The following is a 13262-nucleotide window of genomic DNA, read 5'->3' on the forward strand; positions in this document are numbered from 1 at the left end:
CCCGAGGGTGACGAGCGGTGGAGGGGCGAGCGTTGGACAGGCGAGCGCTGGGCAGGTGAACGGTGGGGTGGCGCGATGAGTGCTCTCAAGACTGTTCGCGGTCTCGTAGAGGCTGGATTGGTGAAAGAGGAAAGTGGCCTCGACGCCGTCGCCGAGAAATATGCCATCTCCATCACCCCGGCAGTGCTGGCGCTGATCGATCCGAACGATCCGAATGACCCAATCGCCCGCCAATATGTGCCCGCGCCGGAGGAACTGGTGACGACGGCGGAGGAGCGGGCCGATCCGATCGGGGACCTGACGCATTCGCCGGTGGAGGGGATCGTGCATCGCTATCCGGACCGTGTGCTGCTCAAGGCTGTGCATGTTTGTCCGGTCTATTGTCGGTTCTGCTTCCGGCGGGAAATGGTGGGACCGCAGGGGCTGGGCACACTGACGGCGGGGGAGCTGGATGCGGCGATTGCCTATATCGCGGCGCACGAGGAGATCTGGGAAGTGATCCTCACCGGCGGCGATCCTCTGGTGCTGTCGCCACGGCGGTTGCACGTCATCATGGAAAAGCTGGCCGGCATTGCGCATGTCAAAGTCGTACGCTTCCATACGCGCGTGCCGGTGGTGGAGCCGAAACGGATCGACGCCGAGATGGTCGAGGCGCTCACCGCCAGCGGCAAGACCACCTACCTCGCCGTTCATGCCAACCATCCGCGCGAACTCACGGCGTTGGCGCGCACTGGCTTTGACCTTCTGATCGCGGGCGGCGTCGTGCTGATCAGCCAGTCGGTGCTGCTGGCCGGGGTGAATGACGATGCGGAGACGCTGGCGGCACTGATGCGCGGCTTTGTCGAGAACCGCATCCGCCCCTATTACCTGCACCATCCCGACCTGGCGCCGGGAACTGGGCATTTTCGGGTGAGCATCGAGGATGGGCAAAGGCTGGTGACGGCCTTGCGCGGGCGGATTTCGGGCCTCTGCCAACCCACCTATGTGCTCGATATTCCCGGCGGCCATGGCAAGGCCGATATCGGAGCGGCGGCGCTGGTCGGGAGTGACGGCTGCTTTACGGTGCGCGACTGGCAGGGTGGCGAACACGCCTATCCGCCGGTGGGCGATTAGCGCTCCTCGTCAGCTCGTGGCCCCACATAGGCGACCTCGCCGGGATAGATGGGGCCGCTGACATTGTCCGGGCCGAAAATCTCTTTGAGCTCGGCGATGATGGCTTCGCCCTCGGCGTGGTGGCGCGCCTCGTGCGCCTTGTCCTCATAGACGGCGACGAGCCGCTCGGTGCCATCGTCCTGGGCCTCGAAGGTGTAGTGCCAGAGATGGATGCGGTCAGCCAGTTCGATGGGCATGTAGAGGTCTGGCAGGCGGTCCTCGTCGGTGTCAGCATCGATGAGGCAATAGCTGCCCCAGCGTGGTTCCAGGCGCACTCGGTAGAGCGGTGGTGGAGGTTTTGCGTTGGGTTCGGGATGCTCGATGCTGGCAAAGGCCTCGACATCGACCTGCCGTTTCGGCGTCCAGATCAGATGGCTGGCGACGGTCATTACGATGACAACACCGGTGATAGGAATGGCGATTGCCCAGAGATCGGTAAGCGGGTGCAGGAGGCCGGCAGCCGCGGCGGCGAAGACCGCCAGTGTTGCAACACAATAGAGCAGGGCGGCATTGGTGGTTTGCCGCCGGCCCCTGGCTTCGAGCGGGGTTTCGGGCGGAAAGGCAAAGTAGGCCCAGGCGAGATAGATGACCTGGGTCACCAGCCCGATGGCAAAGAGCGGTACGGCCCAGAGGTTGAGCACCATCAGCGCCATGCCACCCATGCCGATGGCCATGCCTGAAACGCCCCAGAGCCAACGCTTGACTGCTTCCGCGGCTGGCTGCGGCTTCATGCTGAGCGCCGAGAGCATCTGGTCCATCAGCCGATCCATGACGACGCTGCGCATGACGGCAAGGCCGGCCAGCACGTAGAACCCGCCGACAATGCGCAGCAGGAATTCGATGACGGCCATTCAGCCCTCCGAGGGGGGCAGATAATCGACGCTGACAGGAACGAGGCTATTGTCCTCGATTTCGAAATGGATGGTGGCCCAGCCGCCGCTGGGGCAGCAATTGCCGTCATCGGCGCGCCAGAGCGGGGTGCGGGCATTGAGTGCGCCGTAGAACCAGTCGTCGAAATCGAAGTCGACGCCCTTCCAGATTTCGAGACCCTCGGGCAAGAGCGGGGTGATGTCGTCTCGCCAGCTCTCGATGTCGATGCGTGTCCAATCCTCGCGATAGGCTGCCGCCCCGGTATCGCCGAAGACATAGAGCCGATCGGCATTATAGGCGCCGGTGCCGGCGGTGACGCCGGCGACATGCAGCAGGGTGTCTTCTGCGGCAAGGCGGGGCGGCTCGAAGCGGTAGCCGTCGAAGCCGCTGTCGAACAGCGACCAGGCGCCGTCGGTGTAATGGAACAGCACGAAGCCGCCGAGCACGCCATCGGCATCGGTAAAACCGGACTGGGTCTGCCAGGCGAAGAGCGGCTCGCCCTCGGCATCGCCCCAGCCGGAATTGAGCCGGCCCGAGGTCAGGACCTTGCAATTCTTGAGCTGGGTTTCGAGGCAGGTCTGGTCGAGCTGGGTGAGATCGAGCCCGGCGGCAAAGGCGTTGCGGGGTAGAAACAGCAGGATGGCGACGCCGGTTGCGACCAGGATCGGCAGGATGAGGCGGCTGGGGCGTTTCATTGGCGGTCTCCACTTGCCGGCATTGTGGCGCGGCGGGCAGAGATTGCAGCCCCGGATTTGGGGTGGCTGGATGTGGCTTTTAGTCGTTGCAGCAGGTTATCACACAAGCGCCTGAGCGCTCTGAATACCCCCACCCAACCTCCCCCTGAAAAAGGGGGAGGAGCCGAGACGTCCGTGAGCAGGATCATGTTATGCCAGGCCGCGGCGGATGGCTTCGCGGGTGGCTTCGGCGCGGCTCGAGACGCAGAGTTTCTGGTAGATGACCTTGACATAGGAGGCGACGGTCTGGGGCTGCAGGCCGATGCGGCGGGCGGCTTCGGCAACAGTGAGGCCGCGGGCGAGCAGGGTGAGGACTTCGGTTTCGCGGGGGCTGAGGCCGGCCTCGTCGTCGCTCTTTTTCGGCGGAGCGCGAAAGTGGCTGAGCATGCGCAGGGCGATGGAGGGGGAGAGCGGGGGCTCGCCGCGCTCGATGCGCTGCAAATAGCTCACCAGCAGCCCGGCCTCCTCGTCCTTGAGCACATAGCCGCGCGCACCAGCGGCGATGGCGTCGAACAAATGGGCGTCGTCGTCATAGATGGTGGCGACGATGGGGAGCACGTCGGGTTGCTCGGCTTGCAGGCGGCGGACGATGTCGATGCCGGTGCCGTCGGGGAGGCCGAGATCGACAATGGCGAGCCAGAGCCCCTGGCCATGCTGATCGAGCCATGCATTGGCGGCCTTGAGGCTGCCGACCGTGGCGATGTCGATGCCGGGGAAGGCGCGCGCCAAGACGCCCAGCATCCAGTCCCGCGTCGTGGGTTGGTCTTCGATCAAGAGGCAGCGGCGCGGGGCGGGGGCGTGTTCCATCATGGGGGCGAGTCTAGCGCGGCCATCGTTGCCTGCACCCCCGGTTCCGGGGCATTTGCGGCGAGCGTCAGCGTGAGGCTCAATACGACGGTGGTGCCAACGCCATTGCCGATGCTGACCGAACCGCCGAGATCCTCGATACGCTGGCGCAGGCTGCGCAATCCATAGCCGGTAGTTTCGCCCTTGAGCGCTGCAGGCGGCAGGCCCGCACCATTATCGGCAAAGCGCAGGGTGAGGTGGTTGGCGTGCTGCTCGGGGGTGACGACGAGCTCGGTGGCGCCGGAATGGCGGATGACGTTGGAGACGATCTCGCGCACGGCCGAGGTCAGGGCCTTGTGGATGCGATAATCCAGCCGGAAGGGCGGCGCCTCGGTTTCGGGCAGCGGCCAGTCGAGCGCGATCCCGGCGGCTTCGAGCCGGCGCGCGGCTTCGTGGCGGATTTCGGCCAGCACCCGCTCGAGCTCGGCTTCCTCGCCGGCCAGGCCGGAGACAATGGCGCGGATATCGCTGAGTGCGGCCTGCAGGGTCGGACGGGTGCGCTCGTCGGCGGTGTGGAGGCCGGTGAGGAGGCGGGCGCCGACATCGTCGTGCAGGTCGCGGGCCATGCGCCGCCGCTCTTCGCCCACCCCGCGCATATAGGCCTGGCGGCTTTCCTCGGCGCGCTCGGTCAGCGTGACGAGATTGGTGGCGAGCTTGACATCGGCGGGGGAAAAGAGGCCCCGCCCGGAATGGGGAAAAGTGAGGCGCAAAGGCGGCGAATTGCCGACCGCGGGCAGGTCGAGAATGAGGCCATCATCCTGCGCGACGGGCGTCGTGACGGGGGCAGTCGCCTCGATCTCAAGCGGGTCGAACAGCCGGGCCAGCAGAGCGCGCCAGCGCTGGTCGCTTTCCTCGGGCGAGGGCGCAAAGGCGACGTCGAGGGCGGCGGAGAACAATTCATGCTGGGGCAGGCGGCGGCGGGCGGTGAGGCGGCGCCAGACCCAGTCGCGCAAGGGCAGATAGACGAAGGCGACGAGGGCGAGTGACAGGCCCAGTGCCGGCGCGGCGTCGAAGTTCAGCACCACGATCAGCGCCATGTCGATGAGCAGCATCAGGATGGCGCCGGAGGTGTAGAAGAGAATGCGATAGGCCCAGTCGCCCAATTCGAACAGGCGGTACCGGGCGATCCCCAGCGCCAGGCCGGCATAGATGACGATCAACACGCCGGTGACATGGGTCTGCGGAATGCCGATGGGCAGGTCGAGCAGGATGGGCAGGGCACCGAAGACCGTATAGGCGAGGCAGCCCACGGCGATGGACAGGCCCAGCCAGCCGAGGGCGGCGCGCTCGGCCGGATCGTGGCGGGTCTGCCACCATTGGGCGGCGATGGCGCCGAGAATGACCAGGGTGGCGGCGGCGATGTAGATATAGAGCTGGCTGGGGCCGATGCCGGTTTGCGTGACGATCAGAAACATCATGCCGGCCTGCACCGGCAAGAGCAGCCACAGCCAGGCGAAGCGCACCAGTTGGACCGGATAGATCAGCAACAGTCCGATCATGGCGACGCCGAAGGTAACGGCGCCGATGGAATTGATGGGCTGGAGGATGGAAAAGAGGTTTCCGTCGATGGCCAGCGCCCGATTGGCATAGATGGCCGAGGTCGCTGTCGACATCATCATGCCCAGCGCGCTGACGAGGAACAGCATCGGCGCGAGCTTGCGCGGACGCAGGGCCCAGACCCAGCCGGCAATCATCACCGCGCCGACGCCGGTGAGCAGCTGCACCCAGAACCCATCCGGCAAAGCAAAGAAGGGGCGGAACTCGACAAAAGCCGAGGTCACGCTGCGCGTTCCATCGAGCGGATCGATGGCGTGGATTTCGATCTTTTCCTGCGGATTGGCGAGCAGGGCATTGAGCAGGCTCTGGCGCGCGAAGAAGGCGTTGATCTCGGCATAGCTCGACAGGCTGTCCGGCTCGGGGAGGATATCGAGGGCCTCGATGGGCACGGGGGCGACGCCGGGGATGGAGATGGCCTCGACCCGTGCGCCGATGCGCGGCTGCGGCTCGGGGAAATAGGCGAGGTCGCTATAGCCCGCGATCACCACGCCCTGACCATCGGGCGCGGCAGCCAGCTTGATGCCGAACCACGGCACCGACATGGTGCCGGCCGAGATGACGAAGAAGGACATCGCCGCGCAGAAGGCGGCGACGATGATCAGCAACAGGCCGGGCGTGGCAAAAGCAGGGCGCATCCGCGCATATGATGGGCGAAATTGCCCGCTGGCAAGGGTTTGGTAAACCCTGCGTTAACGCGCATCCCCGGCCTTTGATGGGCGGCCTTCCTAGCCGCGAAAAATGTCGAAGGCGCCGATAGCCTGGGTCGTTGCCATCAGCTGGATCTTGTTGACGTTGACATGTTCGGGCAGCGAGGTGGCCCAGAAGATGCTTTCTGCGATGTCTTCGGCGGTCATGGCCTTGGTGCCGGAATAGACATTGCCCGCCTTGTCGGCGTCGCCCTTGAAGCGCACGAGGGAAAATTCGGTTTCGGTGAGGCCCGGCTCGATATCGGTGACGCGCACATTCTTGCCCTGCAGGTCCGAGCGGATGGCGAGGGCGAAATGCTTCACGAAGGCCTTGGTGGCGGCATAGACCGAACCGCCGGGATAGGCATATTCGCCCGCTACCGAGCCCAGCGTCACCACATGACCGCCGCCGCGGGCGATGAGGCCGGGCAGCAGCAGGCGCACGGTATAAACAAGGCCGGAGACATTGGTGTCGATCATGGTCTGCCAGTCATCGAGACTGGCCTCGGCTGCCGGCTGCAGGCCCAGCGCCAGGCCGGCATTGGCCAGCACGATATTGATGGCGTCGAAGGGGGCGGGAATACCGGCAATGGCCTGTTCGACAGCGGCGCGGTCGCGCACATCGAGCGCGATGATGTGGCAGTTTTCCTTGCCCAGTTCTTCTTGCAGCTCGACCAGTCGATCCTGACGGCGGCCGGTCGCGATCACCTTGGCTCCGGCAGCGACATAGCGCCGGGCGGCGGCGGCACCGAAGCCGGAGGTGGCGCCGGTGATGAAGACGACAAAGCGGCTGGGATCGAGCAGCTGGTACATATCGGGTCCTGGGGGATAGGGCATGAAGGCCGGCAGGGTGGACCGAACCCCGCCCCGGCGTCAATATTTGCAGTGGTGCAAAGCCTTGATGGTGGAATGTATGAGGCAGTGGCGCCGTTGCCCATAGGACACGGTTGGCAAGGCAATTGGCTTCGAAATGGTCTTTGCGGGTGGCCGGGAGCGGCAGAGCGCCCTAAACTTGCCATCAAATCTACGCCATTTGGGCAGGCGCAACGCGTCGGCGCGAAATGGGGGCGGTGTCTTAACGGAATCTTTCCGCCCAACTGGCAATTTGAGCTTTAGCCCAATTGGTTGAAGCGTAACGGGCGGGTTTAGGTTGCAGAGCGCGCGTATTGTATCGAGTCTTGGCGCAATGTGCCTCGTGGTTGCCGGATTGGCCGCGACGGCGCCGTCTGCGCATGCCTTTGAACTTTTCGGCATCAAGTTTTTTGAAAGCGATGCCGACCGGGATGCCGAATCCGTCATCGTCGATCCGCAGCCCTATGTAGTGAGCTTTGCCGTCAATGAGACCGGCGATGTCGAAACCGCCGTGCGCAATGCATCGACCTTGCTGTCCGACCAGGCCGAGCCGGCCTCGGGCGCTGCCGGGCTGATCGCCAAGGCGCGGGGCGACTATCGCCGCATCCTCGCCGCGCTTTACGCCCAGGGACGTTATGGCGGGGCGGTGAGCATCCGCATTGGCGGGGTTGAGGCGGCCAATCTCGCGCCCGACGTCAATTTGCCCGATCCGGTGGATGTGACGGTGGCGGTGACTGCCGGACCGGCCTTTACCTTCGGCACTGTGCAGATCGTCAACCAGGCGCCCTATACGGCCGACCCCTTCGATCAGGTCGATCTGCCGGCTTTGCGTGGCTTCGGAGCGGGCGAGGTGGCGCGGTCCACGGTGATCGTGCGAGCCGAGCAGCTGGCTGTCGAAGCCTGGCGGCAGCAGGGCTATGCCAAGGCGGAGGTGACCGGGCGCGACGTGGTCGCCGATCACGCCACCAATACAGTCGACGTGACCATCACCGTCAACCCAGGCCGCCATGCCGCCTTCGGGCCGATCGCGGTCAGCGGCACCACCAATATGAACCCCGAATTCGTCGCCCAGCAGACCGGGCTGGCGGTGGGGCAGGAATACGATCCCGATGATGTGGCGCGGGCGCAGAAGCGCCTCGATCGCCTGGAAGTCTTCCGCTCGGCGCGCATGCAGGCCGGCGACAGCATCGGGGCCGATGGGCTCTTGCCCTATGACCTGATCGTCGAGGAATTGCCGGGTCGCCGTTTTGGCGCCGGCGCCACCTATTCGACGGTCGATGGGCTGGGGCTCGAGGCCTATCATTTGTGGCGCAATCTCTTCGGGCAGGCCGAACGGCTGCGGCTCGATGCGCGCGTCGCCAGCATTGCCTGGCCGATCAATACCGCGCAGTTCGACTATTATTTCGGCGGCACCTTCACCAAACCCGACTTCTATCATCCGGACGTCGACCTGGTGGCGGTGGTGTCGGGCGAGCGCACCATCTACCCGACCTATACCGAAACCTCGGCGGCCGGGCGGCTGGGGCTGAGCTGGTTTTATTCGGATGAGTTGACCTTCGAGGGTGGTGCCAGCTTCAAGCGGGCGCGTTTCGAAGATGGTTTCGGCACCCGCGATTTTGCCACGGCTGGGCTTTATGCCGGCGCGACCTTTGACGGGCGCAACAGCAAGGTCGATCCGACCGAGGGTTTCTACGCTTCGGGCAATATCGAACCGTATTACGATTTCATCTATGGCAATCCGGGCGCGCGCATCGTCATCGAGGGGCGCACTTATTTCGGTTTCTCCGAGGACGATGCCTATGTGCTGGCCGGTCGGATCAAGGCCGGGGCGCTGGTGGGGCCGTCGCTCCACCAGATCCCGCCGGACAAGCTGTTCTTCGCCGGCGGCGGCGGCTCGGTGCGCGGCTATGGCTTCAAGTCCATCGGCGTCGACAATGGCTCGGGCGTGGTCACCGGCGGGCGTTATCTGCTCGAAGGGTCGCTGGAAGCGCGGGTGAAGGTGACCGAGGACATCGGCGTTGTCGGCTTCATCGATGGCGGTTATGTCGCTGCCGACACTTTCCCCTCCATCCAGGATTTGCGCCTCGGGGCAGGCTTGGGCGTGCGCTATTACACGGGGCTCGGACCGCTGCGGCTCGACCTGGCGCTGCCGCTCAACAAGCGGCCGGGTGATCCTGACTATGCTATTTACGCCGGTATCGGGCAGGCGTTCTGATGATGAAACTGTTCAAGAACCGCCGGCGCACCATCATGGCGGCAGTGCTGCTGACGCCATTTCTTGCCGTGCCAGCGGTGTTGGTGGCGCAAGACGTGCTCACCATGTCCGACGACGAGCAGAAGGACTGGCTGACCAGCTTCGTGCAGGATCGATTGTCGACGCCTGAGCGGCAGATCAGGCTCTCCAATATCGATGGCGCCTTGGGCTCGGATGTGTCGGTGCGCCAGATCACCATTGCCGACGAACAGGGCGTGTGGCTGCGCGTCAACAATGCGCGGCTCAACTGGAACCAGGCGGCGCTGTTCACCGGCAAGCTCGACGTGCGCACGCTGGCCGCCGACTCCATCGAATATCTGCGCAATGCCGTGCCGGCCGAAAACACCGTCGACCTGCCGGCGCCAGAAGCGGGCGGATTTGAAATTCCGGACTTCCCGGTGGCGATCCAGCTGGGCGAATTGTCGGTGCCCAAGGTTACCTTCGGAGAAAGCGTTTTCGGGCTGGGCTCGGAAATCTCGCTGACCGGTGCGCTGTCGCTGGAAGGCGGCAATCTCGACACCACGCTCGATATCGTGCGGCTCGACGGTCCGGGTGGCACGCTGGGCCTAAAGATCGACTACAAACGCGCCGACAATGTGATAGACCTTTCGCTCGATCTCAACGAGCCGGCCAATGGTGTTTTGGCGAACCTGCTCAGTATCGAGGGCCGGCCGGCCATGCAGCTGACGCTGCAGGGGCAGGGGCCGGTGGCCGATCTGACGGCGCAGATGCAATTGCTGGCCGATGGCCAGTCGGCCCTGAGCGGCACCGCAACCATTGCCCAGCAGGCTGAAGGCTTTGCCATCGCCGCCAATCTCGGTGGTCCACTATCGACGCTGGTGGCCGAACCCTATCGGGCGTTTTTCGGCGCCGATACGCGGCTGACGGCGCAGGCACTGTTGCGCAGTGCGGGCGGCGTCGAGCTCTCCAACCTGACGCTCAATGGCGGGCAGCTGGCGCTGACAGCAAGCGCCACCACTACCGCAGATAATTTCCTCTCGCGTCTCGTGATCGACGCCGCCATTGCCGATCCGGCGGGTGGCGTGGTGACACTGCCGGTCGCCGGCAATGCCACCAAGGTCAACAAGGCGCAGTTCAAGGTCGATTTCGGCACGGCGGGCAGCGAGGACTGGACGGCTGAACTGGGCGTCGACGGCTTTTCGACCGATGACATCCGCGCCGAACGGCTGGCGCTGGCGGTGAATGGCGTTGCCAGCAATCTCTCCGATCCGACCCGCCGCATGGTGACCTTCAATGGCGACGGCACGCTGTCCGGCGTGACCGGCGATGCCGGGCTGGAGGCCGCTTTGGGCGACAGCGTCGGTCTGGGCATAGCTGGGCTCTGGAATGCCGGGCAGCCGATCCAGCTGGCCGAACTGCGCGTCGTGGGCGAGGCGCTGGTGGCGACGCTGTCGGGCACGATCGATGGCACCGACTTCGATGGCCGTATCGGCGTCGAGACCGGCAATATCGGGGCCTTCTCGGGCCTTGCCGGACGCGAGCTGACCGGCGCACTGTCGCTGGTCGCTGATGGCAAGCTGATGCCGGTGAGCGGCGGTTTCGACCTGCGCTTTGACGGCACCGGCACCAATCTTTCGATCGACGACGCCACCGCCGATGCGCTGCTGGCCGGCACGGTCGATATCGGCGGAAGGCTGGCGCGCACCGATGCGGGGATCGTGGCCGAGGGCTTTTCGATCAGCAATCCGCAGGTGCGGTTCAATGCCGATGGTACCTATGCCAGCGACACTGCAGATTTCACCATTGCGCTCAATCTCAGCGATCTCGGCCTGGTTTCAGACGATGCCAGTGGCGCGCTGGCGGTGCGCGGCTCGGCACGCTCGGCGGCAGCGGACCAGCCGCTGGTGCTGCTGCTGGATGGCCAGGTGCCGAGCGGGACATTGGCGGGACGCGCCTTGCGGAATGCACAGGTCACACTTGCGGCAAATCTCCTCAATGGTCGTTTGCGCGGCGATGTTACCGGCAGCGCCGAGCTCGATGGACACCGGGCGACGCTGATCACCCATCTCGAGTCCGACGAGACCACCCAGGCGCTGTCCGATATCGGCTTCGAGATCGCGGGCACGCGCATTTCCGGCGGTATCATCCGCAGTGTCGAGACCGGACTGCTGGACGGTAGGCTGGACGTGGTGGCGCCGGATGTGTCGCTGGCTGCAGCTTTACTGCTGGCCGATGCCTCTGGCGCGGTCAATGCGGCGGTCGAATTCAAGCCCGACAATGGCCAGCAGGGGCTGGGCGTGACGGCCAATGCCAGCAATTTCCGGTTCAATGACATTGCCGTGGGCCGGGCCGATATTTCTGCAGGGATCGCGGACCTCTTCGGCGTGCCGGTGGTCGATGGTTCGGCCAGCGCCACCACGGTCCGGGCGGCCGGCGTGGTGATCAACACGCTCGATGCCCGCGCCAACCAGAGCGGCGACACCACCAATTTCGACGCGCAGGCGGCGCTGGCCACCGGCACCAATATCGATGTGGCCGGGGCGCTGAGCCCGATTGCCGATGGCTATCGACTGGCGCTCGACCGCGCCAATCTGGTGCAGGGCAGCCTCTCGGCTCGGCTGGCCAATCCCAGCGCGCTAGTGGTGCGTGGCGACAGCGTTGCGCTCGACGCCATCCGCTTCGATGTCGGCTCCGGCAGCATTACCGCGACCGGCACGGCCGGCACGGCGCTCGACATGGTGGTCGATATCGCCAATCTGCCGCTGTCCATCGCCAATGCCGTGGCGCCCGATCTGGGACTGGCCGGCACGCTCAATGGCCGGGCTACGGTTTCGGGCGATGCATCCGACCCGCAGGTGCGCTTCCAGGCACAGGCCAGCGGCGTCGGGGCGGCTGCGATCGCCTCCTTCGGCATTACCCCGATCAGCGTTTCGGCTAATGGCACCTATGCCGGCCAGGCCGTGGTTCTGAATGCGCTGACGGCCAATGGCGCCGGTGGGCTCGCTGTGACCGGATCGGGCCGCGTGCCGCTGGAAGGCAGTGGCCTCGCGCTCAATCTCGAAGGCTCGGCGCCGCTGGCCCTGGCCAATCAGTTCGTCGCCGACCGTGGCGGCCAGCTTTCGGGCACCGCCAATATCAATGCGCGGGTGAGCGGCAGTCTCGACAATCCGGTTTTTGCCGGAACGGTATCGACGGCAGGGGCCGGTTATGTCGATCCCGAGCTCAACCTGCGCCTGACCGATATCAATGGCCGGGTGCAGTTGACCGGCACCAGTGCCACGGTGGAAAGCCTTTCTGCCAATCTGTCCACCGGCGGCAGCGTGTCTGCCTCCGGAACGGTAGGGCTCACCGGGGCTTTCCCGGCCAATCTCAACGTCACCATCAATTCGGCGCGCTATTCGGATGGCGATCTTTTCGTCGCCACGGTGTCGGGTGGGCTGGCGCTGACTGGCAATCTCACCGGTACGCCGCTGCTGGCGGGCAATGTGCTGATCGAAAACGCCAATATCACTGTGCCGGAAGGCTTTGGCGGCGGCGCGGCGCTGATCGACGTGACCCATATCCGCACGCCGGCGCCAGTGGCGCAGACGCTGCAACGCGCGCGCATCGATGCGGGTGGCGCGCCGGTGCCGCAGACACGTTCGCCGGGCCTGTTGCTCGACATCAATGTCAGCGCGCCGAACCAGATCTTCATTCGCGGCCGCGGGCTCGACGCGGAAGTGGGTGGATCGGTGCGGCTCACTGGCCCGATCAGCAATATCCAGCCGGTCGGCGCCTTTGCGCTCAATCGCGGGCGGCTGTCGATCCTGGGCCAGCGCATCACCTTCGAGCAGGGCAATGTGACCCTGGTGGGCGATCTCGATCCGCAGCTCAATTTCGTCGCCACCACCGATAGCAACGACATCACTGTGATCGTGACCGTTACTGGCCGTGTCTCGGCGCTGGAGATCAATTTCTCCTCCAATCCAAGCCTGCCGCAGGACGAGGTGCTGGCGCGTCTGCTGTTCAAGCGCTCGATGGGCGAATTGTCGCCGCTGCAGCTGGCGCAATTGGCGGCAGCCGCGGCGGAACTGGTGGGCGGCGGCAGTGGCGGCGGCCTGCTCAACGATATTCGCGGGGCCGCGGGCCTCGCCGATCTCGACGTTGTCACTGACGCCAAGGGCAATGTCGGGGTGCAGGCCGGCACCTATCTGCAGGACAATGTCTATCTCGGCGTCACTGCGGGGGCCAATGGCCAGTCCAAGGTGACGATCAATCTCGATGTCACCGACAATCTGACGGTCAAGGGCGCCGCCGGACAGGACGGCAATTCCAGCGTCGGCGTGTTCTACGAGCAGGACTATTAAGGCG

At 65.1% G+C, this 13262-nt stretch carries 8 protein-coding genes; 3 read left to right on the forward strand and 5 right to left on the reverse strand.

Going from position 1 to position 13262, the window contains the following annotated elements:
• Window positions 1-75: 75 nt before the first annotated feature.
• Window positions 76-1113 carry a lysine-2,3-aminomutase-like protein gene (locus BGO80_RS07895; RefSeq protein ID WP_286720665.1) on the forward strand — a complete coding sequence of 346 codons (1038 nt, stop codon included), beginning with the start codon at window positions 76-78 and terminating at the stop codon, window positions 1111-1113.
• Here the strand turns inward: BGO80_RS07895 and BGO80_RS07900 are convergent.
• The 5 genes from BGO80_RS07900 to BGO80_RS07920 form a co-directional block, all read right to left on the reverse strand.
• A complete protein-coding gene (locus BGO80_RS07900) occupies window positions 1110-2003 on the reverse strand; it encodes a hypothetical protein (protein WP_286720666.1) in 894 nt (297 codons plus the stop codon). The genes BGO80_RS07895 and BGO80_RS07900 overlap by 4 nt on opposite strands.
• Window positions 2004-2717: a hypothetical protein gene (locus BGO80_RS07905; protein WP_286720667.1), complete on the reverse strand. Its 714-nt coding sequence runs from the start codon at window positions 2715-2717 to the stop codon at window positions 2004-2006.
• 189 nt (window positions 2718-2906) lie between these two features.
• The gene (locus BGO80_RS07910; RefSeq protein WP_286720669.1) at window positions 2907-3566 is read right to left on the reverse strand and encodes a response regulator; all 660 of its coding nucleotides are present in this window, start codon (window positions 3564-3566) and stop codon (window positions 2907-2909) included.
• Window positions 3563-5794: a sensor histidine kinase gene (locus tag BGO80_RS07915; RefSeq protein WP_286720670.1), complete on the reverse strand. Its 2232-nt coding sequence runs from the start codon at window positions 5792-5794 to the stop codon at window positions 3563-3565. Before BGO80_RS07915 ends, BGO80_RS07910 begins: the two co-directional genes overlap by 4 nt.
• 90 nt (window positions 5795-5884) lie before the next feature.
• Window positions 5885-6658, reverse strand: a complete 774-nt coding sequence (locus BGO80_RS07920) for an SDR family NAD(P)-dependent oxidoreductase (protein WP_286720756.1) — start codon at window positions 6656-6658, stop codon at window positions 5885-5887.
• 373 nt (window positions 6659-7031) lie between these two features.
• Between BGO80_RS07920 and BGO80_RS07925 the strand changes: the two genes are divergently transcribed.
• Entirely contained in the window at window positions 7032-8912 is a 1881-nt protein-coding gene (locus BGO80_RS07925; RefSeq protein ID WP_286720671.1) for an autotransporter assembly complex protein TamA, read from the forward strand.
• Window positions 8912-13258 carry a translocation/assembly module TamB domain-containing protein gene (locus tag BGO80_RS07930; protein WP_286720673.1) on the forward strand — a complete coding sequence of 1449 codons (4347 nt, stop codon included), beginning with the start codon at window positions 8912-8914 and terminating at the stop codon, window positions 13256-13258. The genes BGO80_RS07925 and BGO80_RS07930 overlap by 1 nt, the downstream gene beginning before the upstream one ends.
• Window positions 13259-13262 lie beyond the last annotated feature (4 nt).

Source organism: Devosia sp. 63-57 (assembly GCF_001899045.1).
Taxonomy (GTDB): domain Bacteria; phylum Pseudomonadota; class Alphaproteobacteria; order Rhizobiales; family Devosiaceae; genus Devosia; species Devosia equisanguinis.